We start from the raw sequence: 24344 nt of genomic DNA, 5'->3' as shown, positions 1-24344 counted from the left end.
GTCCGGACGTCGCCTTCCCGCCGGCCCATCCCGGGCCGACGTCCGGACCTCTCCCGTGTGTAGCACGGGTGAACAACCGTGCTATTAGACTCACCGCTCATGTGGCCAGGACAGCAATCGCCCTCCGGACAGCCGAACCCGCAGGGTGCATACCCCAGTTCGGTTCCCCCGCAGCCCGGGCAGGCCGGCGCAGACTGGCACTCCTCACCCACTGTCGGCATGGGGTCACCCGAGCCGCCCCGTGGTTCCCGGAACCGGACCACGATCGCCCTGGTGTCCGCTTCCACGGCAGTCGTCGCGGCATGCCTGGTGACCGGCTTCCTGCTGTTCCCCGACGACGGCGACGGCAAGGCCGACACGAAGCCCGCGGCGACGAGCTCGGCGAACTCCGATGACACGGACCGGTCCGCGGCCGAGACCGGCTCGGGCCCGCTCGTCCCTGGCTGGAACACGGTGGTCAACGCCAAACGCGGCATCACCTTCGACGCGCCGGTCTCCTGGGCGCGGCAGTCCGCTGACTGGGTCAGCTACGTCGCGGAGGACAGCGACCCCGACGAGAAGCCGCTGGTGGCGATGATGGCTCCGGCGGTCCTCAAGGAGAAGTGGTGCACGTCCGACGACGACAAGGACGGCACCGAGGAGGACACCCCGCTCGCCTCGACGGGCACCACCGGCGAAAAGGGTGCCAAGAGCACCGCCGAGGCCGCCGAGGACACTGCGAGGAAGTGGGTCTACGGCGCGTACACCCAGCCCGACCGCACCCGTCTAGAGATCGGTGAGCCCGAGTCGTACCGGACGAAGTCGGGCATCGAGGGCAGTCTCGTGACCGTCACGTCGTCCGGGACGCCGCCGAAGGGCAAGTGCGACACCGACGGCAAGGCGGTGACGTTCGCCTTCAAGAACGCGGAGGGCGACTTCGTGTCATGGACCTACATCGGGGCACACGGGGTTCCCGACGAGGTGTCCGACACCACGATCCGCCAGATCCTCAGCACGGTGCGGCTCTTCGAGGAGGGCGACGGGCAGGGCTGACGAGCCCACTGAAGGCCGCAGCGCCTGCTCGCGGAGGGCCTCGATGAGCGTCGTCACGTGCGGGTGGTCGCGGCCGGCTCGTGTGGCTACGCCGATGTGCCGGGCCGGGGCCGGTGGCTCGACCGGGACGGCGCGCAGACCCGGCACCGTCGGGACGAGCGCGATGGAGGGGATCAGGGAGATTCCCAGGCCCGCGACGACGAGTGAGCGGGCGAAGAAGTAGTCGGTGGTGGTGCCGCGCACGTCCGGCTCGAAGCCTGCCTGCTGGGCGTAACGGCGAAGGTACGCCTCGGTCTTGAGGCAGCCCAGCACCCAGGGCTCCGCCGACAGCTCGGCGATGTCGAGCGACCGGCGGGCGGCGAGCCGGTGCCCCTCCTCCATGACGACGTGCAGGGGGTCTTCCATGACAGGGGTCCATCGCAGGCCGGCGCCCGGACCCGGTCCGACGGGCAGCGGGCCGTCGAAGTGGTAGGCGAGTGCGAGGTCGACGGCGCCTTGGCGGACAAGGGGCAGGGTGTCCTCGGGCTCGCCCTCCCTGACGTGGAGCACGGTGCTCGGGTGGGCTGCCATGAGCCGGGGCAGAGCGCCGGGCAGCAGGTGCCTGCCGCCGCTGGTGAACGTGGCGACGGTGAGCTGTACCCGGCCCGTGCTGAGCCGCTCGACCTGCTGTTTCGCCTGTTGGAGCTCGGCTGCGACCGACTCGGCGGCCCCGACCATGATCTGGCCGGCCTGCGTGAGGGTGACCCCTCGCGTGCTGCGTGTCACGACCTGGGCGCCGACGCTGCGTTCCAGCGCCGCCACGTGCTGGGAGACGGCGGAAGGGGTGAGGCGGAGAACAGCGGCTGCCTTGCTGAAGCTGCCGTTGTCCGCCACCGCCCGCAGGACGCGGAGCCGCTGCACATCTATCAACAGTTTTCCTTAACGCGTCGTCAGTAAGCCAGCACTTCTGCTGATGACGATAGGTGTCCAGGATGAGGGCATGAAGAGAATCTGCGTCATCGGCGGAAGCCGTTACTTCGGCAAGCTCCTGGTCGAGCGCCTCCAGGCGGCCGGCCATCAGGTCACTGTGATCAATCGCGGTTCCATCCGGCCGCCCGCCGGGGTCGAGCACCTCGTCGTCGACCGCGACGACGAGGCCGCTCTCACCGCCGCGCTGGGCTCTCTCACCTTCGACGTGGTCGTCGACCAGGTCTGCTACACGCCGGTGCAGGCCGCGATCGCCGCCCGCGCCTTCGCCGGCCGCACCGGGCGCTACGTCATGACGTCCACGATCGAGGTCTACGACCCGGCGACCGCCGCGCTGCCGGCTGTTCCGGCGGGGACCCCGGTGCCGGAGGAGAACGTGGACCCGCGTGCCTGGCTGGTGACCATGGACCTGCCCTGGCACGACGAGGCGTACCTGGACGCGCACTACGCCGAGGGCAAGCGTCAGGCGGAGGCCGTACTCACCCGGAACGGCAGCTTCGCGTTCGCCTCCGTGCGCAGCGCACACGTACTCGGCGGTGGCGCGCAGGAGTTCACCGGCCGGCTGGCCCACTACACCGAGCGCGTCGGACGCGGCGAAGAGATCGCCGTGCACTCGGAAGCCCTGCCGACGGTGTTCATCCACTACGAGGAGATGGCGGACCTGCTGCTGTGGGCGGCCACCGCCACCGACTTCACGGGGCCCGTCAACGCCTGCTCCGACGGTCTGCTCGATGTGCGTGAGCTGACTGCGGCTGTCGCGGCACAGACCGGCCGGGAGGCCGTCCACCGGACGGTCGCAGCGGGCGGGACGGCTTCGCCGTTCTCCTTCGACCGCCACTACGCCATGAGCAACGCCCGTGCGAAGGAGCTGGGTTTCGCCTTCTCCCGCATCACCGACTGGCTGCCCGGCGCCGTCGCCGAAACCGTCGCCGCGTCCGCCGTCCCCGCCGTGTGAGGAGCCCGACCGTCATGCAGTACCGCACCATCGCGGACACCGCCGTCAGCGCCATCGGCCTGGGTGCCATGCCGCTGTCCATCGAGAACCGCCCGGACGAGGCGCGGGCCGTCGCCACGGTCCACGCCGCCCTCGACGCCGGTGTCACGCTCATCGACACGGCCGACAGCTACCACTGGCACGCCGGCGAGGCGGGCCACAACGAGCTCCTGATCGCCCGTGCCCTGGCCCGCTACGGCGGCGACACCTCCGGTGTGCTGGTCGCCACCAAGGGCGGCCGGGGCCGGCCCGGCGACGGCAGCTGGACCGTCGACGCCGCCCCCGCCCACCTCAGGCGCGCAGCCGAAGCCTCCGCCAAGCGTCTGGGGGTCGAGGCCATCGGCCTGTACCAACTGCACAAGCCGGACCCGGCCGTGCCCTGGGCGGAGTCCGTCGGCGCCCTGCGCGAGCTGATCGACGCCGGCGCGATCCGCGCCGCCGGCATCTCGAACGTGACCACCGGCCAGATCCACGAGGCGCATCAGATCCTCGGTGACGGACTCGTCTCCGTACAGAACCAGTACTCGCCCGCCGTCCGCGACAGCGAGCCCGAGCTGCGGCTGAGCGCCCGGCTGGGCCTGGCGTTCCTGCCCTGGAGTCCCCTCGGCGGCATCTCCCGTAGCTCGCTCGGCGGCCCTTCGGGCCCGACCTCCGCCGGCACCGCCTTCCAGCGCATCGCAGCCGAGCACGGCGTGAGCCCACAGCAGATCGCCCTGGCCTGGCTGCTGAGCCGCTCCCCAGCGATGATCCCGGTGCCGGGAGCCAGCCGCCCGGCCTCCATCCAGGACTCGGCCCAGGCCTCGGAACTCCGGCTGAGCGCGGCGGAGCTGGCAGAGCTGGAGGACGCGCAGCCGGGCTGAACCGGCTCAGGGCTCAGTGGCTCAGTAGGTGTGCCCCGGCCAGTACGGGTCCTCCCAGCGAGCAGGCCCGCCGACGGACTTCGACTACAGCCTCGAAGCGCACGCCGACGCGCCGGCCGCCACTTTGACGTACGCGGGCGTCATCGGCGCGGAGTTGGTGGCGCACAGCATGGGCGGCTCGGTCGCCGTCGTCCTGGCAGCCCGTCACCCACAGCTGGTGTCACGCCTGGTGTTGGTGGACGCAAATCTCGACCCTCTCACGCCGGCACCCGGGGCTCCAGGGAGCAGCGGGATCGCCGCCCTCTCCGAACCTGACTTCCTGGCGGGCGGCTGGCAGCAGACCCGGGACCTGGCGGGGCCCCACTGGTGGGCCACGATGCGTCTGGCCGGCCTGGAGGCCCTCCACCGCAGCGCCGTACAACTCACCCGAGGGACGACCCCCACCATGCGTGAGCTGCTGTTGGAGCTGAGCATCCCGCGAGCCTTCCTGTTCCCGCATCCCGACGGCGCACCCGCCGGGGCCGCCGCACTCGCCGAAGCCGGTGTGCGCCTGGTCGCGGTCCCGGACTGTGGGCACAACATCATGCTCGACAACCCGGACGCGTTCGCCCGGGCGGCCGCCACCGCGCTCTCGGCCGCCGCCTGAGAGGCGCCGGCCGACGACGTGGTCACCGGTCGGCAGAAGTCTGCTCCTCGCCGAAGACCTCGTCACCTGTGGCAGCGACTGCTGCGCGAACCAACCACTGGCTGAGAAGTTCCGGATCGGTGCACGCCGTGATCTTCTCGCGGGCCCGGTTGCCGATCGCGATGCCGCGTGCGCCGAGGACGAGCAGAATGTCTGCAGCGCCCCTCTCGACGCGGCCTTCGGTACGGCCTTCGGTACGGCCTTGTGTGCGGCCTTCGTCGCGGATTTCTTCGGAGAGCGGGGAGGTGTAGAAGGAGAGATCCACGGCCACCAGGTTCCTCCACTGTTGTGCGGCGGGGCGGTTGCCCAGGCCTTGTGCGATGAGTTCGACGATGGGTTCAGCGATCGATTCCGGTGTGTCGCGCAGGGCGACGGACATCGTCTTCAGTATCGCATCGACGTCCGGATTGTCAGCGTGTGTGATCGCGGAGAGTGTGGCGAGCGCGAGGTCCTTGCGGGCTTCGGCGACGTTCGTGATGACGGGCATGTTGTGGGGTCCCGCCACGAGGGGGCGGGTGGTCACGGTCGGCCATTGGGGCAGGCCGATGGTGATCGGCCGGGCGGCCCATGTGGCGGTCGCGTGGTCCTGGCAGATGACCAGGAGAAGGACGGGAAGCCGGTATTTGTTGTTGAGGTAGGTGACGTAGTAGGGCCAGCTGGCTGTTTTGCCGGGGTCCTTCTTGCCTTGGGCTTCGATGACGAGGAGGAACGGGCCGTCGTTCTGCGTCTCGATGCGCAGGAGGGTGTCGACGCGGCGTTCGAGGGGTTCGTTTTCGGTGAGGTCGACGGTCAGGAGCTCCGCTGACACGGGGGGCGGCAGTTCGAGCCCGAGGACGTGGGAGAGCTTGGAGAAGAGGTTCGGGTATTCCTGGAAGATGCGGTGCATCGCTTCGTGCGGTGCGCTGACCATGGGTTTCCGTTCGGGATCAGGCGGCTGTGGGCAGGTCGGTGCGGCAGTCGCGGCAGTGGCCGGGGTGCCGCGAGCGGAAGGCGCGGTCGCAGCGGTCGCAGTTCTGGAGCGGGATGACGATCACGCCGGGGCGTGCGGCCTTCAGCTCGTGTGCGCCGGGCAGCGGCGGCGGGAGGAGGGTGGTGATGCGGTGCCGCAGGAGCTTGGCAGGGTGTTTCAGCGGTACGGGCAGGTCGGCGGTGAGGGCGTGCCGGATGGTGTCGGGGCGGGCGTCGCGTTCGAGCCAGGTGACGATCCCGGGCGCGAGGGCACTGATGTCCGCCTCTGACAGCACGAGTTGGGGTGCTTGACGGCGCAGGTCGGCCAGGAGCACGGCGGCCGTGTGCTGGAGTTCCGGGGTGGGCGCCTGCGGCTGCGGGAGGGGCGGGGGTGCTGCTGTGCGGGCGGTGGGCGGTGGCACGAGGACGGCGGCGGGCTGCGGTGTGGGGGTCGGCATCGGCGCCGCGGGCTCATGTGGTGTGGGCTTGGCCGCGCTTGGGGCGGCCCGAGGTGGGGTGGGCCTCGCGACGGGGGTGTCCGCTCCCGGCTGGTTGTACGAGACCGTGCGCGTCACGATGCGGCCGTCGGCGAGGCGTACGCGGCTGCGGTGCAGGTAACCGGCCGCCTCCAGCTCCCGTAGGGCGGCGGCGATTCGGGTCTCGCTCTCCGGGAAGCGTTCGGCGAGGCGCTTGATGCCGACCTTCGCTCCGGCCGGCAGCGACTGGATGTGCACGGCCAGGCCGACGGCGACGAGGGAGAGGCCCCGGTGCTGGGCCAGGTGGTTGCCGATGACGGTGAAGCCTGCGGTGTGCCGGACGTTCCTGTGGATCACACCGGATACGGCGGGCTGGGCGCACGGGGGCGCGGTAATCTGCTGGGTATCCATCGGGAAGCTCCACACTTCCTCGGTGGTCAGGCCCTCGATCGAGATTGGCGTCTCGTCGGGGGCCGTCGCATGTCTGTGGTGGTCGAGGCGAGCATATGCCCGGCAACACGTCCAAAATCCAGCCCAGTTGCCCTTTGTCACCCGAGTGAGTGACAGAGCATGAATTAGGGCGGGTTGGGTTGGGAAGGGTCATTTCCCGAGTTCTTTCAAAGCTTTTAGCGTCGTGGGCCACCGCGTCACGGCCCACCGGGTCGTGGGTTCCCGCGACCCGGTGGCGGCGGTCACGGTACGAGGTCGAGTTCGGCCCAGACCGTCTTGCGCGGGGCAGGTCCGACGTCTACACCCCAGCGGTCCGCAAGCGCCTCGACGATTAGGAGACCGCGCCCCGACTCCGCGTCGTCGGCGGCGATACCGGGCGCGAGTGGTAGCCGTTCACCCCGAGTGTCGGTCACCTCGATACGGAGGAGCGCCTCGTGGTGGACCGCGAGGCCCAGCCTGAAGTCCCGCCCCGGTGCGCGGCCGTGGACGGCGGCATTGGCCGCCAGTTCGGCCACGATGTTCGCTGCTGGCTCCACGGGCAGCCCCCAGTCGCCCAGGTGTGCCGTTGCCAGCAAACGGGCGAGCCGGGCTCCCCGACGGGTGGGCGAGAGCAGCACGGTGAACTGCCGTGCCGGAGCGGAATGTTCGGTTCGGGTGATTTCTTGGCTCACATCACTCAGCGTGGCCGTTTTTGTTTACCGTGAGGAGTGGCAGAACGGTTACGTACGGTGACTGTCCAGTCCTTGTCCAGTGCTGTCCCGGCTGTCCGGGGTGACTCGCCGGGGACGCCGGAGGTTGGTGCAGGAACGGCAGCGCGTCGGAAGTGGGGCACGGATGAGCGTGGATGAGGCTGGTACGGCACGCAGTGACGACGGAGCGGACGAGCCCGGCTGGGACGTCGATCCCGATGACGAGTCGGGAGTCGCCATGGCCGCTACGGTGGGCCGCCAGATCAAGGCCTGGCGGGAGGCAGCAGGCATGCGGGCCGGTGAGTTCGGCGCCGCGATCGGGTATGGCGAGGACCTGGTCTACAAGGTGGAGGGAGGCCGGCGCATCCCTCGGCCGGAGTTCCTGGACAGAGCGGACGAGGTGCTGGGGGCCGGCGGGAAGCTCGCGATGCTGAAACGGGAGTTGGCGGAGGTCCGGTATCCGAAGAAGGTACGGGATCTGGCAAGGCTGGAGGCCAGGGCGGTCGAGCTGGAGGCGTACCACCACCACAACATCAACGGCCTGTTGCAGACCGAGGAACACATGAGGGCGTTGTTCGCCTCGTGGTTGCCGGCCTACACGCAGGACGAGATGGACCGGGTGGTGAGCGCTCGCCTGGCCCGACAGTCCATCCTCGACCGGACTCCCCTGCCCTCACTGAGCTTCGTCCAGGAAGAGGTGACGCTCCGCCGTCCGGTCGGAGGCACAATGGTTCTACGTCGCCAACTCGAACGCCTCCTGGAGGTGGGGCGGTTGTCGAATGTGGCAATCCAGGTGCTGCCGACGTGTCGCGAGGAGCATCCCGGGACGGGCGGGCTGATCGAGGTACTCAGGTTTCCCGACGGCAGTGCGGTGGGGCGATCCGAAGGGGCGTTCAGTGGCCGCCCGGTCTCCGACCCGAAGCAACTCAGGATCCTCGGCCTGCGCTATGGCATGATCCGGGCGCAGGCTCTTACGCCACGTGAGTCGCTGGCCTTCATTGAGCAACTGCGGGGAGAAACATGATCCACAAGTCCTCTGCCGGGGGAGCCACGGAGCTGAAGTGGCTCAGGAGCAGCTACAGCAGCAGCGGTGACGGCAACGACTGCGTCGAGGTCGTGACCACACCCGCCACGGTGCACGTGCGCGATTCCAAGGACCAGCCCGGCCCGCGTCTCGGCTTCACCCCCACCACCTGGGAAGCCTTCCTGGCGTACGCCTCCGAGCGCTGACGATGGGGATGCCCGACAGCGGAAGCGAAGCCGCCCCGTACATACGGTTCCAGTCGCCGCACAGGAACAGGCGCGGCCACTTCACCGGGGTTTTCGGGCTCGTCAACAGCCTGGCGCGGGAGGGGCGGCTCTCGGACGCGCAGGAGTCCTTCCGCCGTAGCAACAACCGCTGGTACGACGCCGCGTACACCGACCCTTCGACCGTCGACCCCACTGTCTACGACGACGAGGTCAACCCCGGGGCTGCGGCCTGGTTCAAGCCGTCGGCCGCGCATCTCCTCACACGGGTGCCCGGCTATCTGGAGATCCTGGCCGCCCACGAGGTCGACTGCCGGGTGCTGCGTTCCTCGGATCCCGGGCGGATCATCTACGAGGACGATGTACAGATCGTGGTCGTTCCATACGCCTAGCTCAACCGGTCAGAGTGGCCGACGACCGCACGCCGAACGATCATCGCTCGTCGAGATCGATCGGGCGGCCCCCGACTCAGTCGGAGCGAGCCTGGCTGCGCGCGGGGCCGGATCCCCCCTCCGGACCCGGCCCCGCGCTCCCCCGCCGCCCGCGCCCGTTCAGGCGCCCCGCACCGCCGCCGTCGAGCCCCGTACGACCAGCTCCGGCTGGAACACGTACTCCGTGCGCTGAACCGGGCTTCCCGCGAGCTCCTCCAGCAGTGCCCCGACCGCCGCAGCCGCCATCGCCTGCACCGGCTGGCGCACCGTGGTCAGTGGCGGGTCGGTGAAGGCGATGAGCTGGGAGTCGTCGAAGCCGACGACGGAGACGTCGCGGGGGACGTCGAGGCCCCTCCCCCGGGCCGCGCGGACCACGCCGAGCGCCATCAGGTCGCTGCCGCAGACGATGCCGGTACAGCCCATGTCGAGCAGGGCGCCCGCCGCGACCTGGCCGCCCTCGACGCTGAACAGGGTGGAGCAGACGAGGAGTTCGGCCTCCTCGCGGTCCATGCCCAGCAGGGAGACGGCCGCGTCGACGAAGCCGTCGCGCTTGCGGCGGGAGGGCACATAGCGCTGCGGCCCGATCGCCAGACCGATCCTCCGGTGGCCGAGCTCGGCGAGGTGGCTGACGGCCATGCGTACGGCGGCCTGGTCGTCGGGTGAGACGAACGGGGCGCTGATGCGCTCGTTGTAGCCGTTGATCAGGACGAACGGCACACCGCGTTCGGCGAGCGCCGCATAGCGCGCCGGGTCGGCCGAGGTGTCCGCGTGCAGCCCGGACAGGAACACGATGCCACCCACACCGCGCTCGACGAGCTGTTCGACGAGCTCGTCCTCCGTTGCGCCGCCGGGCAGCTGCGTGCAGAGCACGGGTGTGTAGCCGTGCCCGGCGAGCACCTGCTCCACGGACTGTGCGAACGCCGGGAAGATCGGGTTGGTGAGTTCGGGTGTCACAAGACCGATCAGCCCGGCACTGCGCTGCCGCAGCCGCACGGGCCGTTCGTAGCCGAGGATGTCGAGCGCCGCGAGCACCCGCTGACGCGTGGTGTCCGCGACGCCGGGCTTCCCGTTCAGGACCCGGCTGACGGTGGCCTCGCTGACGGCGGCCTGACCGGCGATGTCGGAGAGCCGCAGTGCCGGTCCGGTCCTGGGCGCGGGGACGGTCACACCGTCCACCACACCGTGGTGTCGGCGGGCAGCTCGAAGGTGTCGCCGTCGACGGTCACCGGGCCGCTGGACAGCAGCAGGCTGCCGGGGGCGGGGATCCGTACCGGCGCGCCCGTGGTGTTGACGGTGCAGATGAAGCCGGGGCGGCCGAGGGCGAGCACGCCCTCGGGGACGTCCAGCCACTCGACGCCGGTGCCGGCGCCGAGGCCCGGGTGCTCGCGGCGGGCGGCGATCGCGGCGCGGTACAGCTCCAGGGTGGAGCCCTCCGTGCCGGTCTGCGCCTCGACGGAGAGCTCGCCCCAGCTGCCGGGCTGCGGCAGCCAGCTGCCGCCGTCGCCGAAGCCGTACGAGCTGCCCTCGCGGGTCCACGGGATCGGCACCCGGCAGCCGTCGCGGAAGCCGTCCTGGCCCTCCGCGCGGAAGTACGACGGGTCCTGGCGGACCTCGTCGGGCAGGTCGGTGACGTCCGGGAGGCCCAGCTCCTCGCCCTGGTAGACGTAGGCGGAGCCGGGGAGCGCCAGCATCAGCAGGGTCGCGGCGCGGGCCCTGCGCAGGCCGAGCTCACGGTCACCGGCCGTCCGGATCTGGGTGCCCAGGCCCGGCGGGTTGGCGAAGCGGGTGGAGTGCCGGGTGACGTCGTGGTTGGAGAGGACCCAGGTGGTGGGGGCGCCCACCGGGCGCATCGCGTCGAGCGAGGAGTCGATGACCTTGCGGAGCTCGGCGGCGTCCCAGGCGGTCGACAGGTACTGGAAGTTGAAGGCCTGGTGCATCTCGTCGGGGCGCACGTAGTTGGCGGTGCGCTCGACGGTGGGGGTCCACGCCTCGGCGACGAGAATGCGGTCGCCGGGGTACTCGTCGAGGATGGTGCGCCAGCTGCGGTAGATCTCGTGCACACCGTCCTGGTCGAAGAACGGCAGGCCATCGTCAGCGCTGCCCAGCAGCTTCAGCTGCTCGTGCGATCCGAGGTCCGGCAGGCCTTCGGCCTTGACGAGGCCGTGGGCGACGTCGACGCGGAAGCCGTCGGCGCCCATGTCGAGCCAGAAGCGCAGGATCGAGCGGAACTCGTCGGCCACGGCCGGGTGTTCCCAGTTGAAGTCGGGCTGCTCCGGCGCGAAGAGGTGGAGATACCAGTCGCCGGGGGTGCCGTCCGCGTCGGTGGTACGGGTCCAGGCGGGGCCGCCGAAGATGGACTCCCAGTCGTTGGGCGGGAGTTCGCCGTCGGCGCCCTTGCCCGGGCGGAAGTGGTAGCGCTCGCGCAGGGCGGAGCCGGGGCCCTCGGCGAGAGCGCGCTTGAACCACTCGTGCTGGTCGGAGGAGTGGTTGGGCACCAGGTCGACGATGATGCGCAGGCCCAGGTCGTGGGCGTCACGGATCAGCGCGTCGGCGTCGAGGAGCGTGCCGAACATCGGGTCGATGGCCCGGTAGTCGGCGACGTCGTAGCCCGCGTCGGCCTGCGGAGAGGCGTAGAAGGGGCTCAGCCAGACGGCGTCGACGCCGAGGTCCCTGAGGTAGGGGAGCCGGGCGGTGATGCCTGCGAGATCGCCCATGCCGTCGCCGTTGCCGTCGGCGAAGCTGCGCGGGTACACCTGGTAGATCACCGCGTCCTGCCACCAGCCGGTGCGGTGGCCCGGGGCGTCGTCGGACGTGCCGGTGGAGGGGGCAGCGAGGTGCTGGGTCATGTCGTCCCTGGGGTGTCTGGGTGGGGGGCGGCGCCGGGACCGGGTCGGGGATCCGGCGCCGCCGTGACGTTGCGTGCGGTCGTACGGCGCTGGGTGCGTCAGCCCTTGACGGCTCCGGCGGACATGCCGGTGACCAGGTGCTTCTGCGCGAAGAGGAAGACCAGCGCGGCGGGGATCGCGATGAGCACGGACGCCGCGGTCATCGGGCCCCACTGGGCTCCGTACTGGTTGACGAACTTCTGCAGTCCGCCGGCGAGCGTGAGGTTCTCGTCACCGACCATGAACGCGGAGGCGTACGCCACTTCGCCCCAGGCGGTGATGAAGGAGTAGAAGGCGGTGACGGCGAGGCCGGGCTTGGCGAGCGGCAGGATGAGCCGCCAGAACGTGCCGAACGGCGTGAGTCCGTCGACCTGTCCCGACTCGTCGATCTCGCGGGGGATCGTGTCGAAGAAGCCCTTCATCATCCAGGCGCAGAAGGGCACCGAGATGGTGAGGTAGGTGATGACGAGCCCGGCCGGCTGGTTGAGCAGGCCCATCGTCGACATGATGTTGTAGATCGGCACGATGAGGACGGCCACCGGGAACATCTGGGTCACCAGCAGGGTCCACATCAGGCCACGCTTGCCGGGGAAGCGGAAGCGGCTGACGGCGTAGCCGGTGGTGGCGGAGACGAAGACGCCGATGACGGTGGAGAGTCCCGCGACGATCACGGAGTTGCCGAACCAGCTCAGGAACTCGGTGTCCTTGATCAGGTTCGTGTAGTTCACGAACGTCGTCTCTTTGAAGAAGTCCGTGGTCGACGCGAACTTCGCGGGCTTCAGCGAGGTCAGCAGGACCCACAGCACCGGGAAGACCGCGATCACCGAGGTGACGATCAGGGTGAGGTGCAGGGCCAGGGAGGCGGCCGGCGAGCGGTCGCCGCGCTTGCGGACCTTTCGGGCGCCGTGCCGGGTGGAGGTTGCCGTAGCGGTGGTCACCAGTTGTCTCCCTGCGTGCGGAGCACTCGCCGGTACACCATGGCGAAGAGCATCAGGAGTACGAGGATCAGCACGCCCCAGGTGGAGGACTGCGCGAAGTCGCGCGGGCTGATCTCGAAGGAGAATTTGTACGCCTGCGTCACCAGGATCTGCGTGGCCTCACCGGGTCCGCCGCGGGTCAGCAGGAAGATCACCGGGAACATGTTGAACGTCCAGATGGTGGAGAGCAGGACCACCGTGGTGGACACCGGGCGCAGTCCGGGGAGCGTGACGTGACGGAAGCGCTGCCAGGCGGTGGCACCGTCCATCTCCGCGGCCTCGTACTGCTCCGAGGGGATCGACTGCAGTCCGCCGAGCAGGGCGACCATCATGAATGGCACACCGAGCCACACGTTGACGGCGATGACGGAGAACTTGGCCCAGGTGGGGTCGTTCAGCCAGGGTATGCCGTCGATACCGGCGCCACCCAGGATCTTGTTGAGCAGGCCGTTCCTCTCGTTGTAGAGGAAGCGCCAGGCGAAGACCGAGACGAAACCGGGGATGGCCCAGGGCAGGATCAGCGCCATGCGGTAGGCGGAGCGGCCGGCGATCCTGCGGTTCAGGATGTTGGCGAGAGCCATGCCGAGGCAGAAGGTGATGGCCACACAGGAGATCGTCCACACCAGCGTCCAGCCCAGCGTCCCGAGGAACTGGCTGCCGGTCAGGGCGTCGGCGTAGTTGTCCAGGCCCACGAACTCGTAGGTGGCGGGCATCTCGTTGACACCGATGGACCGGGCGACGTTGCGCTCGTTGGCGTCGGTCAGTGACAGCCAGATACCGCGGACCAGCGGGTAGCCGATGATCACGCCGACCACGAGCACGACCGGGGCGACCATGGTCCAGGCGTACCAGTGGACCGAGAGGGCGCGCCGGAACCTGCTCGGCGGCGGGGGGTTACCAGTCCCGCGGCTCCGGCCGCGGGCGACGTCGTCGCCCGCGGCCTTCGCCACCGACTGGCTGGTGTGGACAGCCATCAGTCGGCCTGCCTTCCTGAGTTACTTCCAGCCCTTGAGGAGCTTGCGGTAGGAGCTGCCGGTCGACTCGGCGGCCTTCTCCGGTGTGGTCTGGCCGGTGAGGACCTTGGTGTACTCGACGTTCAGCGGGGCGAAGAGGCTGCCGGTCTCCGGGATCCAGGGGCGCTCGACCGCGGTCTCGACGACGGGCTTGAAGAACTGGACGATCTCGCTGTCCGCGGCCTCCTTCTTGGAGTACGCGGAGGTGCGGGTCGGCAGCAGGTTCAGCTCACCGGCGGCCTGCGCCTGGGACTCGACCGAGGTCATGTAGTCGACGAACGCGTAGGAGGCGTCGAGGTTCTCGGAGCCCGCGTAGACGCCGAGGTTGTGGCCGCCCTGCGGTGCGCCCTGCGAGGCGGAGCCGGCCGGCACCGTGGAGATGCCCAGGTTCGCCTTGTCGGTGAACTCCTTGCCGGTCAGCGTGTCGGCCACGGCCCAGGGGCCGTTGATCATCATCGCGACGTCGCCGTTCTTGAACGACTGCATCATGTTCTCCCAGCCGTCCGTGGCGTCGGTCCTGGCCGCCCCGGAGTCGACGAGGTCCTTCACGACACCGAACGCCTTGACGCCCTCGGCGTTGTCCACGGTGACGGTCTTCGAGTCCGCGTCGACCAGGTCGCCGCCCTCGCCGTAGAGGAAGGAGAGGAAGTAGTAGGAGTCGTCGCCGCGCAGGTAGAGACCGGTCTTGCCGGTCTTCTCCTTGATCTTCTCGGCGACGCTCTTCAGATCGGCGATCTTCGCGGGCGGCTCGACGCCGGCGTCCTTGAACATCTTCTTGTTGTAGAAGATGCCCATGGAGTCGATCACCTGCGGGACCGCGTACGTCTTGCCCTTGTACTGGGTGGACGCGGCGGCCTGCTTGAGGAAGTCGCCCTCGTCCTTCAGCGCCGCGGTGCCGTCCAGCGGCGCCAGGTAACCGAGGTCCGCGAACTCGGGGGTCCAGGCGACCTCGGAGCGGATGACGTCCGGGGCACCGGCGCCGGCCTGGGCGGCGTTCTTGAACTTGTTCTGCGCCTCGCCGAAGGGGACGTTGACGTACTTGACGTCGACCTTCGGGTGCTTCTTCTCGAAGCCCTCGGCGATCTTCTTGAAGACCTTGTCCTCGCTGCCGACGTTCGAGGTGTCCCACCAGGTCACCGTGCCGGAGAGCTCGCCCGAGCTCTTGCTGCCGCCGGACTCGTCGTCGCTTCCGCAAGCGGTCGCCGCGAGCGCCAGGGTCGCGACCAGGGCGGTGGCCGTTATGCCACGTCGCATCTGAACTCCTTCAACTGCCGTACCGCTCCGTCGCGGCGCCGGGTCGACGTGAACGTAACAAGGATGAAAGACGACCGAAAGACTTTGCGGAAGATTTCTGCAAGGGCTGTTGATCGTTACATTGGCGTGTCCTCAAGGTTGCCGTCAAGCCTCTTGACGGGAGCCCGTCCACCCTGCCCATGCCTGGCCAGGCCCGCTGTGGCAGCGGTACGACGATCCGATCCTGGCAGCAGGGACGGTGCCCGCAAGGCCTTGCAAGATGTTGCTGCGCGGAGGCCCCCGACCGGTGATTCCCTGACCGGACCGCCCGAATCCCCTGCATGGTGGGCAATCCGACACGCGCCCGGTACAGTCCAGTCCCATGACCGCACGGCTTGCCGATATCGCAACTCAGGCGGGGGTCAGCGAAGCGACGGTCAGCCGTGTACTGAACGGCAAGCCCGGTGTCGCAGCGGCCACCCGCGAATCCGTCCTCGCGGCGCTCGACGTCCTCGGGTACGAACGCCCCGTGCGGTTGCGCCGGCGCAGCGCCGGCCTCGTCGGCCTGATCACGCCCGAGCTGGAGAACCCGATCTTCCCCGCGCTGGCCCAGGTCATCGGCCAGGCGCTCACCAGGCAGGGCTACACGCCGGTGCTGGCGACGCAGACGCCGGGCGGCTCCACCGAGGACGAGCTCACCGAGATGCTCGTCGACCGTGGTGTCTCGGGCATCATCTTCGTCTCCGGCCTGCACGCCGACACCTCCGCCGACATGCAGCGCTACGAGCAACTGCGCGCCCAGGGCGTCCCCTTCGTCCTGGTGAACGGTTTCTCCCCCAAGGTGCAGGCCCCGTTCATCTCGCCCGACGACCGGGCGGCGATGCGGCTCGCGGTGACGCACCTGGTGGCGCTGGGCCATGAGCGCATCGGCCTGGCGGTCGGGCCGAAGCGTTTCGTGCCCGTGCTCCGCAAGATCGAGGGGTTCCACACCACGATGCGGGAACAGCTGGATCTCACCGCCGATGCGGTCGAGGAACTGATCCAGCACTCCCTGTACACACTGGAGGGCGGCCAGGCGGCCGCCTCGGCGCTGATGGAGCGCGGCTGCACCGCGGTGGTCTGCGCGAGCGACATGATGGCGCTCGGCGCGATCCGGGCGGCCCGCCGGCTGTCGATGGAGGTGCCGCGCGACCTCTCGGTGGTCGGGTACGACGACTCGCCCCTCATAGCGTTCACCGATCCGCCGCTGACCACGATCCGGCAGCCGGTCACGGCGATGGGCCAGGCCTCCGTCCGCACGCTGCTGGAGGAGATCGGCGGCACGCCCGCACCGCACAGCGAGTTCGTGTTCATGCCCGAACTGGTCGTGCGTGGTTCAACCGCCTCGGGGCCCGGCCCCGGCCCCTCCGTCCGTCGGTGACGTACTGGATGTGCGGCCCGATCCCGACGGGAGGATCATCGGGCAGAGGGGGACGTATCTGGCAGACTCTGCGCCTATGGGTGAATCGCACGTGACCACACAGGAAGACCGCACGGCGGCCACCCCGTCACCCGTCGCGGACGGAACAGCGGCGTCCGGTTCGACGAGGTCGACCGCCCCGTCACGCGTGCGCCGCCCACGGCTCTCACTCCGTTCCCTGCGCTCCCCGCGCCGCCCGCGTCTCTGGTTCGAAATCCTGCTGATCGCGGTCAGTTACTGGCTCTACTCGCTGGTGCGCAACGCCGTTCCCGAGCAGAAGGCCGCGGCCCTGCGGAACGCCGACTGGATCTGGTCCCTGGAGCACACCGTCGGGCTGGCCTTCGAGGAGACGGTCAACCATGCCGTCAATTCGGTGACATGGCTGATCGTGTCGATGAACTACTACTACGCGACGCTGCACTTCGTCGTGACCATCGGTGTGCTCATCTGGCTCTTCCGCCGTCACCCGGGCCGCTACGCGGCCACCCGTCTGGCCCTTTTCGCCACCACGGCGGTCGCCCTGCTCGGCTATTACGTCTTCCCGCTGGCACCGCCCCGGCTGATGAGCGGCGGCGGCTTCGTGGACACGGTGGCGCTGCACCAGACGTGGGGCTCGATGGCCTCGGGCAACTTCAAGCACATGTCGAACCAGTACGCGGCGATGCCGTCCATGCACATCGGCTGGTCCCTGTGGTGCGGTCTGACCATATGCTTCCTGGCGACCGCCCCCTGGGCGCGCATCCTGGGCGCACTGTACCCCGTGGCCACGCTGGTCGTGATCGTGTCGACGGCGAACCACTTCTGGCTGGACGCGGTGGGCGGGATGGCCTGCCTGGCGTTCGGGGTCTCCCTCTCCTACGCCTGGTACGGCTCGCTGCCGCACCGGCTGCCGAAGCGGGTGCAGCGTCCCGGCACGGGCCGTATGCGCGCCTTGCGGAGGCCGCCCTCCCGGACACCCGAGCTGAGGCAGCCGGCCGGGGCCTCACCCGCCGGGGCCGGCTCGCGGCCGTCCGGCCCGCCCGGCGGCTGAGGGCACGCACCGGCCGTCGCGCGGGCCCGACCAGGCCCGTCGCGGGCCTGACCGGGCCGGTGGGGGCCCGACCGGGCCGGTGGGGGCCTGACCGGTCCGGTGGGGGCGGCGGTGGCCGCCCGCCGCCTCAGCTCGTGGCGCCGTAGAACCGCTCCTCCACGACGGCACGGGCCCGCCGGGTGATCCGCCGGTAGTCCTCCAGCATGTCCCCCGCGTGCCCCGGCTCGTAGCCCAGATAGCGCCCCACCGCCGCCAGCTCACGGGGGTTCGAGGGGAACGTGTCTCCCGGCCTGCCCCGCACCAGCATCACCGCGTTGCGGACCCGCGAGGCCAGGACCCACGCCTCGTCCAGCGTCTGTGCCTCCTCGGCCGGGATCAGCTCCGCCGCGCACGCCGCCGCCAGCGCCGCACGCGTACGCGGGGTCCGCAGGCGGGGTTCCTCCCAGCCGTGCTGCATCTGCATCAGCTGGACCGTCCACTCGACGTCGCTCAGCCCGCCGCGCCCCAGCTTGGTGTGCAGCGTCGGATCGGCCCCGCGCGGCATGCGTTCGGACTCCATCCGCGCCTTGAGCCGCCGGATCTCCCGGACCGCGTCGTCCCCCAGCCCTTCCATCGGATACCGCAGCGGGTCCACGAGGTCGATGAAGGCACGGCCCAGGTCCTCGTCCCCGGCCACCGGGGCGGCGCGCAGCAGGGCCTGGCTCTCCCAGACCAGCGACCAGCGCCGGTAGTAGGCCTCGTACGACTTCAGGGTGCGCGCCAGGGGCCCGGTCTTCCCCTCCGGCCGCAGGTCGGCGTCGATGAGCAGCGGCGGGTCGGCGGTCGGCAGCTCCAGCAGCCTGCGCATCTCGGTGACGACGGAGTTCGCGGCCCTGGCCGCCTCCTCGTCGCTGACGCCTTCGCGGGGTGCGTGGACGAACAGGACGTCCGCGTCCGAGCCGTAGCCCAGCTCGTGCCCGCCGAAGCGGCCCATCCCGATGACGGCGAACCGGGTCGGCAGGGTGTCGCCCCACCGGTCGCGCACCGCTGCGCGCAGCGCCCCGGACAGTGTGGCGGCGTTGAGGTCGGTGACCGCCGATCCGACCCGGTCGACGAGGGCGCCCGGGTCGGGGTCGGCCGGGTTGTCCTCGGTGCCGTACGAGCCGATGATGTCGGCCGCCGTCGTACGGAACAGCTCCCGCCGGCGCACCCCGCGCGCCACCGCGACGGCGGCTTCGGCGCCGGGGGCCCGGCCGACCGCCGCCAGCACCTCCTGTTCGAGGTGGCCCCGGCTGCGCGGCTTCAGCCCTTCGGGGTCGCCGAGGATGGCGACGGCCTCCGGGGCCCGCATCAGCAGGTCGGGGGCGAGCCGCCCGGCGGAAAGGACCCGGGCGAGATTCTCGGCCGCGGCGCCCTCGTCGCGCAGCAGCCGCAGATACCACGGGGTCTTGCCGAGTGCGTCGGACACCTGACGGAATCCGAGGAGCCCGGCGTCCGGGTCGGCGGAGTCCGCGAACCAGCCGAGCAGCACCGGCAGCAGCGTGCGCTGGATCGCGGCCTTACGGGAGACACCGGACGAGAGGGCTTCCAGGTGCCGCAGCGCGGCGGCGGGATCGGCGTATCCGAGGGCCTCCAGGCGGACCACGGCGGCCTTGGCACTGAGCCTGCTCTCGCCGGGCGCCAGCTGGGCGACGGCGTCCAGGAGCGGCCGGTAGAAGAGCTTCTCGTGCAGCCGCCGTACGACGGAGGCGTGCCGCCGCCACGCCCGGTTGAGCTCGGCGACCGGGTCCGTACGCAGTCCGAGGGAACGCCCGAGCCGGCGCAGGTCGGCCGCGTCCTCGGGGACCAGGTGGGTGCGGCGCAGCCGGTAGAGCTGGATGCGGTGCTCCATGGCGCGCAGGAAGCGGTAGGCCTCGTCCAGTTGCGCGGCGTCCGCCCGCCCGACGTACCCTCCGTCGGCGAGGGCCCGCAGGGCCTCCAGCGTGGAGCCCGCGTGCAGGCTGCTGTCGCTGCGGCCGTGGACGAGCTGGAGCAGCTGGACGGCGAACTCGACGTCCCTGAGCCCGCCGGGACCGAGCTTGATCTCCCGGGCGACGCGGTCGACGGGGATGTTGTCGACGACACGGCGGCGCATCTTCTGTACGTCGCCGACGAAGTTCTCCCGGTCGGCGGCCTGCCACACCAGCGGGGACACGGCATCGACGTATGCCGCCCCGAGCTCGGGGTCCCCGGCGACCGGCCGGGCCTTGAGCAGCGCCTGGAACTCCCAGGTCTTGGCCCAGCGCTGGTAGTACGCGAGGTGCGAGGTGAGGGTCCGCACCAGTGGCCCGTTGCGGCCCTCGGGGCGGAGGTTGGCGTCGACGGGCCAGATCGTGCCTTCGGCGGTGGTGTCGGAGCAGATCCGCATCAGGTGGGCGGCGAGCCGGGTCGCGGCCTGCATGGCGCCGCTCTCCTCCGCGCCGTCGACGGGTTCGGCGACGAAGATCACGTCGACGTCGGACACGTAGTTCAGCTCGTGTCCGCCGCATTTGCCCATCGCGATGACGGCGATCCGGCACTGCGCGGCGTCGGAGGGCGCGGCGACGCGGGCGATGTCGAGCGCCGCCCGGAGGGTGGCCGTCGCCAGGTCGGCGAGCTCCGCGGCGACCTCGGCGACATCCGTCGTCCCGCACACGTCGCGGGCCGCGACGGACAGGAGGGACCTGCGGTAGGCGACCCGCAGCGAGTCGGGGTCGACGGCGTCGCCGAGCATCTGCTCGAACTCGGGGACCCCGGGGTGCAGGTCGGTGGCCTCGTAGGTGACCAGCGCCTGCCAGTCACGCGGGTGGCGTGCCAGATGGTCCCCGAGCGCCTCGGAGGCGCCGAGGGCTCCGAGGAGCCGGTCCCGCAGGGGTTTGGCCGTGACGAGCGTGTCCAGCAGGATCTGCCGTTCGTCGGCCTCCTCGGCCTCGACGAGCCGTACGAGACTCTGGAGGGCCAGGTCGGGGTCGGCGGTGGCGCCGAGGGCCTCGAAGAGGACGGGATCGGCCCGTACGGAGGAGAGCTCGGGCAGGTCAAGGAGTCGTTCGGCGGCGGACGGATCGGTGAAACCGTGCCGCAGCAGCCGCGTGAACGTACTGCTTCTGCGTCCCGGCACCGTCGTCATTCCGTGTCTCCTGCCCGCCGATCACACATGTCCGCCCTTCGAGCCTAAGGCCTTTCGTTCGGATCAGGCTGGGCTCGTGGGGTCTGGCACCGCACCTCGCGGCGTTGTCGTCAATCTTCCCCGAGCTCTCGGCTTCTCCCCCACAGCCTGAACGGCGTGGGAGGTGCCCCCATCACCAGACCCCGCTCCCTGATCCAGCCTGATCCGAACGAAAGGCCTAGCCCCCGCCGATGAATTCCGAGCGGGAGCGGAGTCCGTACTTCACGGGGACGATCGAGGAAGAGACCCCGCACACCGCGACACCGCTTCTGGAGGCCCGAAATGCCGGAGAAGGACACCGCCGACGCCGCTGAGACCGCCCTGGACCCGCACTACAGCAGCGAGGGCGCCACCGCCCGGCCATGGGCCGAGGCGGTCGCACTGCTGGAGGGCGCGGAGCTGTACTGGCTGTCCACGGTCCGGCCCGACGGCCGCCCGCACGTCACCCCGCTGATCGGCCTCTGGTCGCACGGCGCGCTGCACTTCTGCACGGGGCCCTCCGAACGCAAGGCACGCAACGTGGCGGCCAATCCGGAGGTCGTCCTGACCACCGGCGTCAACACGCTGAACGAGGGGTTCGACGTGGTGGTCGAGGGCCGGGCCACCCGGGTGACGGACGAGCCCCGGCTGATCGCACTGGCCGAGGCCTGGGAGGCGAAGTACGGCGCCGAATGGCACTTCGGTGTCACGGACGGCATGTTCTCCAACGGTGCCGGCGGCCGTGCCGAGGTCTTCGCGGTGACCCCTCGCACGGCCTTCGGCTTCGCCAAGGGCGACCCGTTCGGCCAGACGCGCTGGCGCTTCGCCTGAGCCTCGGACCTCCCCCGCTACCGGGGTGGCCTGGTCCCGATGACGACGCTGGCGTACAGCTCCTCGGAGACGACGACGCGCGCGGTGAGCCCGCTGCTCCCCACGGTCTCCGCTGCGCGCGCCGCCTGCCGCTCGCTCGTCTCGACCAGCAGACTGCCGCCCGGGGCCAGCCAGCCGGTCGCCTCCGCGACGACGCGCCGCATCACGTCGAGCCCGTCGCCGCCTCCGTCGAGCGCGACGAGCGGCTCGTGGATCCGCGCCTCGGCGGGCAGCAGCCCGACGTCATCGGTCGGTACGTACGGCACGTTGGCGAGCAGGACGTCGACCCGCCCGCGCAGCGAACGGGGCAGGGGCTCGAAGAGGTCGCCCTCGTAGACCGTTCCGCGTGCGCCCACGTTGCGCCGGGCACAGCGCACGGCGGCGGGTTCCACGTCGGCGGCGTGCAGTTCGGCCTCAGGCAGCGACGAGACGAGCGCCCTGCCGAGCGCACCGCTTCCGCAGCAGAGGTCGACGACGACCGCCCGGTCGGGCGCGAGTTCCGCGGCCTGCCGGACGAGGAACTCCGTACGCCTCCGGGGCACGAAGACCCCGGGGTCCACGGCGATCCGCAGCCCGCAGAACTCGGCCCAGCCGAGCACGTGTTCAAGGGGCAGGCCGGCCACGCGGCGTTCGAGCATGGCCGCGAGTGCGGCGGGGCCGGCCGCTGTGGAGAGGAGGAGTTCCGCCTCGTCCTCGGCGAAGACACAGCCGGCGGCGCGGAGCGTGGTGACGAGGGTGGAGAAGTTGAGCGGCGGAGCGAATTCCTGCATGGTGCGGAGCCTTTCGGGATGACCGATGGGCGCTCCGCGATCGCTCAGGCCAGGTCGGCCGTACGACGGCGGGGTGCGAGCGCCCAGCCTGCTGAAGCGGTAATGGGTCTCACCTCCTGGGTCGGTCCCGGTCTCGGGACGGGTCACACTACCGGAACGGGGCCGCGCGCCTCACCGTCCGGCTGCTCCTCCCGGGGGCAGGTGGGCGCCGGGTGTGTGCCCGTAGGCACGGCGGAAGACGTCGATGAAGGCGCTGGCGGACGACCAGCCACAGGAGTGCGCCACGGTGGTGACGGGGGTGCCTTCGGCGAGCAGCACCAGGGCCCGGTAGAGGCGGAGCTGGGTGCGCCACTGGGGGAAGGTCATGCCGAGGTCGATCCTGAACAGCCGGGACAGGGTGCGGTCGCTCGCGCCGACCTCTCTGCCCAGCGCGGCTAGGGTGCGCGGGTCCCCGGGGTCGGCGTGCAGGATCGCGCACAGGGCCCGCAGTGCGGGGGCGGTGGGGGCCGGCAGGTGCACGGGCGTCTGGGGCGAGGCCCGCAACTGGTCGAGCAGCACCGCCCGTAGGCGCCCGCGGGGCTGGCTCTCGTCGTCGGGGGCACGGGTGTAGGCGAGGATCAGTTCGCGCAGCAGGGGGGCGACGGTCAGCACGGCAGGCCCGTCCAGGCCGAGCGGGTTCTCCGTCTCGGGCAGCCCGACCAGGTGGAGTTCGAGCGCCCCGTGGGCCTGATGGGCGTGGACGGTGCCGGCCGGTACCCAGACCGCGCGGTTGGCGGGCGCGACCCACGTTCCCGCTCCGGTGGTGACTGCCAGCACTCCGCGGGCCGCGTAGACGATCTGATGGTCGTCGTGGCGGTGGGCGTCGATGGCGGCCCCGGGGGCGACCCACTGGCTGCGTGTGGGCGCGGTCGGCTGGTGGCGGGATTCCTGCATCGGTCGGCAGATTATCGGAAGCGCGACAGGGTGCGGCGCCGTGACGATGGCGGCGTGGCAGCGAACAGAACGATCCTCCTGCTGTCGGTCGGGCACGGCTGCGTGGACGTCTACCAGGGCTCCGTGGCCGCGCTGATCCCCTTCTTCGTCGCCGAGAGGTCCTACAGCTACGCGGTGGCCTCCGGCATCGTGCTCGCCGCGTCTCTGCTGTCCTCGGTCGCCCAGCCGCTGTTCGGTGTGCTCACCGACCGGTGGTCGCTCCCCTGGCTGCTGCCGGCGAGCACGCTCCTGGGCGGGCTGGGGGTCGCGCTGAGCGGCCTCAGCGGCTCGTACGCCCTGACTCTGGTGTTCGTCGCGGTGTCCGGCGTCGGTATCGCGGCGTACCACCCCGAGTCGGCGCGCGTCGCACGGATCGCCTCCCTGGGCAGCCACACCGCGATGGGCTGGTTCTCCCTCGGCGGCAACATCGGTTTCGCCGCCGCCCCTTTCATGGTGACCGCCGCGATCGCCACCGGGGGCCTGCGCTTCACGCCCCTGCTGGTCCTGCCGGCCCTGGTGGGCAGCGTCCTGTGCCTGCCGGTGCTTCGCGCCCTGACGAGGGCCGACGCGGCTGCGGAGAAGGGGACTTCGGCACGGCCGGTGAACAGGGACCTCGACGACACCGCGTCGTTCGTCAAGCTGTCACTGGCGGTGGCCTTCAGGTCCGTCGCGTTCATGGGCCTGAGCACGTTCATCGCGCTCTACGCCCGGCAGCGTACGGGCGGCGGGACGACCGCCGGGACAGCCGCGCTGTCCGTGCTCTACCTCGGCGGGGCGGTGGGCACCGTACTCGGCGGGAGACTCGCCACCCGGTTCGACCGGGTCGCCGTGGTCCGTGGCGCGTACCTGATCAGTGTGGCCGCAGTCGCCGGTGCCGTACTCGTCCCCGGCCCGCCCCTCTACCTGTTCGCGGCCCTGGCCTCCGCCGGGCTGTACGTCCCCTTCTCGCTCCAGGTGACGCTCGGTCAGGACTACCTGCCGTCCCGGGTGGGCACGGCGAGCGGGATCACCCTCGGTCTGGCCGTCAGCGTGGGCGGTGTCACCGGGCCCCTGATCGGGGCGCTGGCCGACGCCACGTCCCTGCGTACGGCGCTGATTCCGCTGATCCTCATGCCCGCCCTCAGCTATGCGATGGTGCGCCCCCTGAACGAGCCACTCGCTCACCGGCCGTCGTCACCCGCACGGGTGAAGCAGCCCTGAGGGTGCGAGGCTCC

The 24344-nt window shown here is 70.6% G+C and carries 23 protein-coding genes; 11 read left to right on the top strand and 12 right to left on the bottom strand.

What is annotated here, in order from left to right:
- Window positions 1–219 precede the first annotated feature (219 nt).
- Window positions 220–1032 carry a hypothetical protein gene (locus ACIREO_RS14890; RefSeq protein WP_404109179.1) on the top strand — a complete coding sequence of 271 codons (813 nt, stop codon included), beginning with the start codon at window positions 220–222 and terminating at the stop codon, window positions 1030–1032.
- Here the strand turns inward: ACIREO_RS14890 and ACIREO_RS14885 are convergent.
- Window positions 922–1941, bottom strand: a complete 1020-nt coding sequence (locus ACIREO_RS14885) for a LysR family transcriptional regulator (RefSeq protein ID WP_404109177.1) — start codon at window positions 1939–1941, stop codon at window positions 922–924. The genes ACIREO_RS14890 and ACIREO_RS14885 overlap by 111 nt on opposite strands.
- A 70-nt stretch (window positions 1942–2011) precedes the next feature.
- Here ACIREO_RS14885 and ACIREO_RS14880 point away from each other — a divergent pair, with 70 nt between their 5' ends.
- From ACIREO_RS14880 to ACIREO_RS14870, 3 genes are read left to right on the top strand one after another with little or no spacing between them, the layout of a single operon-like run.
- Complete coding sequence (locus ACIREO_RS14880; protein WP_404109174.1) at window positions 2012–2953, top strand: NAD-dependent epimerase/dehydratase family protein; 942 nt, start codon at window positions 2012–2014, stop codon at window positions 2951–2953.
- A gap of 14 nt (window positions 2954–2967) precedes the next feature.
- Window positions 2968–3852 (top strand): aldo/keto reductase, encoded by an 885-nt coding sequence (locus ACIREO_RS14875; protein WP_404109171.1) that lies wholly within the window; start codon window positions 2968–2970, stop codon window positions 3850–3852.
- A 28-nt stretch (window positions 3853–3880) separates the two neighbouring features.
- Window positions 3881–4498, top strand: coding sequence for an alpha/beta fold hydrolase (locus tag ACIREO_RS14870; protein WP_404109168.1), 618 nt, complete (start codon window positions 3881–3883; stop codon window positions 4496–4498).
- 22 nt (window positions 4499–4520) lie between these two features.
- Here ACIREO_RS14870 and ACIREO_RS14865 read toward each other — a convergent pair whose 3' ends face one another.
- The 3 genes from ACIREO_RS14865 to ACIREO_RS14855 all read right to left on the bottom strand — a co-directional run bounded on the left by ACIREO_RS14865 (window position 4521) and on the right by ACIREO_RS14855 (window position 7082).
- A complete protein-coding gene (locus tag ACIREO_RS14865; protein WP_404109165.1) occupies window positions 4521–5447 on the bottom strand; it encodes a hypothetical protein in 927 nt (308 codons plus the stop codon).
- Window positions 5448–5463: 16 nt separating this feature from the next.
- Window positions 5464–6372 (bottom strand): helix-turn-helix domain-containing protein, encoded by a 909-nt coding sequence (locus tag ACIREO_RS14860; RefSeq protein WP_404109162.1) that lies wholly within the window; start codon window positions 6370–6372, stop codon window positions 5464–5466.
- A 281-nt stretch (window positions 6373–6653) separates the two neighbouring features.
- A complete protein-coding gene (locus ACIREO_RS14855) occupies window positions 6654–7082 on the bottom strand; it encodes an ATP-binding protein (protein WP_404109159.1) in 429 nt (142 codons plus the stop codon).
- A gap of 163 nt (window positions 7083–7245) precedes the next feature.
- On the opposite strand from ACIREO_RS14855, the gene ACIREO_RS14850 reads away from it, so the two are divergent.
- From ACIREO_RS14850 to ACIREO_RS14840, 3 genes are read left to right on the top strand one after another with little or no spacing between them, the layout of a single operon-like run.
- Window positions 7246–8124, top strand: coding sequence for a helix-turn-helix domain-containing protein (locus ACIREO_RS14850; RefSeq protein WP_404109156.1), 879 nt, complete (start codon window positions 7246–7248; stop codon window positions 8122–8124).
- A complete protein-coding gene (locus ACIREO_RS14845) occupies window positions 8121–8330 on the top strand; it encodes a DUF397 domain-containing protein (protein WP_404109153.1) in 210 nt (69 codons plus the stop codon). Before ACIREO_RS14850 ends, ACIREO_RS14845 begins: the two co-directional genes overlap by 4 nt.
- 8 nt (window positions 8331–8338) lie before the next feature.
- Window positions 8339–8740: a hypothetical protein gene (locus tag ACIREO_RS14840; protein WP_404109150.1), complete on the top strand. Its 402-nt coding sequence runs from the start codon at window positions 8339–8341 to the stop codon at window positions 8738–8740.
- A gap of 159 nt (window positions 8741–8899) precedes the next feature.
- Here ACIREO_RS14840 and ACIREO_RS14835 read toward each other — a convergent pair whose 3' ends face one another.
- The 5 genes from ACIREO_RS14835 to ACIREO_RS14815 form a co-directional block, all read right to left on the bottom strand.
- Window positions 8900–9958, bottom strand: coding sequence for a LacI family DNA-binding transcriptional regulator (locus ACIREO_RS14835; RefSeq protein ID WP_404109147.1), 1059 nt, complete (start codon window positions 9956–9958; stop codon window positions 8900–8902).
- Window positions 9943–11625 carry a glycoside hydrolase family 13 protein gene (locus ACIREO_RS14830; protein WP_404109145.1) on the bottom strand — a complete coding sequence of 561 codons (1683 nt, stop codon included), beginning with the start codon at window positions 11623–11625 and terminating at the stop codon, window positions 9943–9945. The genes ACIREO_RS14835 and ACIREO_RS14830 overlap by 16 nt, the downstream gene beginning before the upstream one ends.
- A 98-nt stretch (window positions 11626–11723) precedes the next feature.
- Window positions 11724–12602 carry a sugar ABC transporter permease gene (locus tag ACIREO_RS14825; RefSeq protein WP_404109143.1) on the bottom strand — a complete coding sequence of 293 codons (879 nt, stop codon included), beginning with the start codon at window positions 12600–12602 and terminating at the stop codon, window positions 11724–11726.
- Window positions 12599–13615, bottom strand: a complete 1017-nt coding sequence (locus tag ACIREO_RS14820; RefSeq protein WP_404109140.1) for a carbohydrate ABC transporter permease — start codon at window positions 13613–13615, stop codon at window positions 12599–12601. The genes ACIREO_RS14825 and ACIREO_RS14820 overlap by 4 nt, the downstream gene beginning before the upstream one ends.
- Before the next feature lie 21 nt (window positions 13616–13636).
- Window positions 13637–14908 carry an extracellular solute-binding protein gene (locus ACIREO_RS14815; protein WP_404109137.1) on the bottom strand — a complete coding sequence of 424 codons (1272 nt, stop codon included), beginning with the start codon at window positions 14906–14908 and terminating at the stop codon, window positions 13637–13639.
- Between the two features lie 361 nt (window positions 14909–15269).
- On the opposite strand from ACIREO_RS14815, the gene ACIREO_RS14810 reads away from it, so the two are divergent.
- Window positions 15270–16307 carry a LacI family DNA-binding transcriptional regulator gene (locus ACIREO_RS14810; protein WP_404109134.1) on the top strand — a complete coding sequence of 346 codons (1038 nt, stop codon included), beginning with the start codon at window positions 15270–15272 and terminating at the stop codon, window positions 16305–16307.
- Window positions 16308–16398: 91 nt separating this feature from the next.
- Entirely contained in the window at window positions 16399–17376 is a 978-nt protein-coding gene (locus ACIREO_RS14805) for a phosphatase PAP2 family protein (RefSeq protein ID WP_404109132.1), read from the top strand.
- A gap of 127 nt (window positions 17377–17503) precedes the next feature.
- On the opposite strand, the gene ACIREO_RS14800 is transcribed toward ACIREO_RS14805, so the two are convergent.
- Window positions 17504–20500 (bottom strand): bifunctional [glutamine synthetase] adenylyltransferase/[glutamine synthetase]-adenylyl-L-tyrosine phosphorylase, encoded by a 2997-nt coding sequence (locus ACIREO_RS14800; protein WP_404109129.1) that lies wholly within the window; start codon window positions 20498–20500, stop codon window positions 17504–17506.
- Window positions 20501–20821: 321 nt separating this feature from the next.
- On the opposite strand from ACIREO_RS14800, the gene ACIREO_RS14795 reads away from it, so the two are divergent.
- Complete coding sequence (locus tag ACIREO_RS14795; RefSeq protein WP_404109126.1) at window positions 20822–21349, top strand: pyridoxamine 5'-phosphate oxidase family protein; 528 nt, start codon at window positions 20822–20824, stop codon at window positions 21347–21349.
- 17 nt (window positions 21350–21366) lie between these two features.
- Here the strand turns inward: ACIREO_RS14795 and ACIREO_RS14790 are convergent, their stop codons facing one another.
- Together ACIREO_RS14790 and ACIREO_RS14785 are read right to left on the bottom strand one after the other, a co-directional pair.
- The gene (locus ACIREO_RS14790; RefSeq protein WP_404109123.1) at window positions 21367–22158 is read right to left on the bottom strand and encodes a putative protein N(5)-glutamine methyltransferase; all 792 of its coding nucleotides are present in this window, start codon (window positions 22156–22158) and stop codon (window positions 21367–21369) included.
- A 171-nt stretch (window positions 22159–22329) separates the two neighbouring features.
- Window positions 22330–23091, bottom strand: coding sequence for an AraC family transcriptional regulator (locus ACIREO_RS14785; protein ID WP_404109120.1), 762 nt, complete (start codon window positions 23089–23091; stop codon window positions 22330–22332).
- Window positions 23092–23145: 54 nt separating this feature from the next.
- Between ACIREO_RS14785 and ACIREO_RS14780 the strand changes: the two genes are divergently transcribed.
- Window positions 23146–24330 (top strand): MFS transporter, encoded by a 1185-nt coding sequence (locus ACIREO_RS14780; RefSeq protein ID WP_404109117.1) that lies wholly within the window; start codon window positions 23146–23148, stop codon window positions 24328–24330.
- Window positions 24331–24344: the final 14 nt, after the last annotated feature.

It is taken from the genome of Streptomyces sp. NPDC102441, assembly GCF_044765585.1.
In the GTDB taxonomy this organism is placed as follows: domain Bacteria; phylum Actinomycetota; class Actinomycetes; order Streptomycetales; family Streptomycetaceae; genus Streptomyces.
This window is presented reverse-complemented; position numbering and strand designations above follow the sequence as displayed.

What these genes read in the sequence shown, in the direction of transcription:
- ACIREO_RS14820 (WP_404109140.1), bottom strand. Translation starts at nt 13,615, where the DNA reads ATGGCTGTCCACACCAGCCAGTCGGTGGCGAAGGCCGCGGGCGACGAC.
- ACIREO_RS14815 (WP_404109137.1), bottom strand. Translation starts at nt 14,908, where the DNA reads ATGCGACGTGGCATAACGGCCACCGCCCTGGTCGCGACCCTGGCGCTC.
- ACIREO_RS14810 (WP_404109134.1), top strand. Translation starts at nt 15,270, where the DNA reads ATGACCGCACGGCTTGCCGATATCGCAACTCAGGCGGGGGTCAGCGAA.
- ACIREO_RS14830 (WP_404109145.1), bottom strand. Translation starts at nt 11,625, where the DNA reads ATGACCCAGCACCTCGCTGCCCCCTCCACCGGCACGTCCGACGACGCC.
- ACIREO_RS14875 (WP_404109171.1), top strand. Translation starts at nt 2,968, where the DNA reads ATGCAGTACCGCACCATCGCGGACACCGCCGTCAGCGCCATCGGCCTG.
- ACIREO_RS14795 (WP_404109126.1), top strand. Translation starts at nt 20,822, where the DNA reads ATGCCGGAGAAGGACACCGCCGACGCCGCTGAGACCGCCCTGGACCCG.
- ACIREO_RS14840 (WP_404109150.1), top strand. Translation starts at nt 8,339, where the DNA reads ATGCCCGACAGCGGAAGCGAAGCCGCCCCGTACATACGGTTCCAGTCG.
- ACIREO_RS14845 (WP_404109153.1), top strand. Translation starts at nt 8,121, where the DNA reads ATGATCCACAAGTCCTCTGCCGGGGGAGCCACGGAGCTGAAGTGGCTC.
- ACIREO_RS14850 (WP_404109156.1), top strand. Translation starts at nt 7,246, where the DNA reads ATGAGCGTGGATGAGGCTGGTACGGCACGCAGTGACGACGGAGCGGAC.
- ACIREO_RS14865 (WP_404109165.1), bottom strand. Translation starts at nt 5,447, where the DNA reads ATGGTCAGCGCACCGCACGAAGCGATGCACCGCATCTTCCAGGAATAC.
- ACIREO_RS14785 (WP_404109120.1), bottom strand. Translation starts at nt 23,091, where the DNA reads ATGCAGGAATCCCGCCACCAGCCGACCGCGCCCACACGCAGCCAGTGG.
- ACIREO_RS14890 (WP_404109179.1), top strand. Translation starts at nt 220, where the DNA reads ATGGGGTCACCCGAGCCGCCCCGTGGTTCCCGGAACCGGACCACGATC.
- ACIREO_RS14800 (WP_404109129.1), bottom strand. Translation starts at nt 20,500, where the DNA reads ATGACGACGGTGCCGGGACGCAGAAGCAGTACGTTCACGCGGCTGCTG.
- ACIREO_RS14790 (WP_404109123.1), bottom strand. Translation starts at nt 22,158, where the DNA reads ATGCAGGAATTCGCTCCGCCGCTCAACTTCTCCACCCTCGTCACCACG.
- ACIREO_RS14860 (WP_404109162.1), bottom strand. Translation starts at nt 6,372, where the DNA reads ATGGATACCCAGCAGATTACCGCGCCCCCGTGCGCCCAGCCCGCCGTA.
- ACIREO_RS14880 (WP_404109174.1), top strand. Translation starts at nt 2,012, where the DNA reads ATGAAGAGAATCTGCGTCATCGGCGGAAGCCGTTACTTCGGCAAGCTC.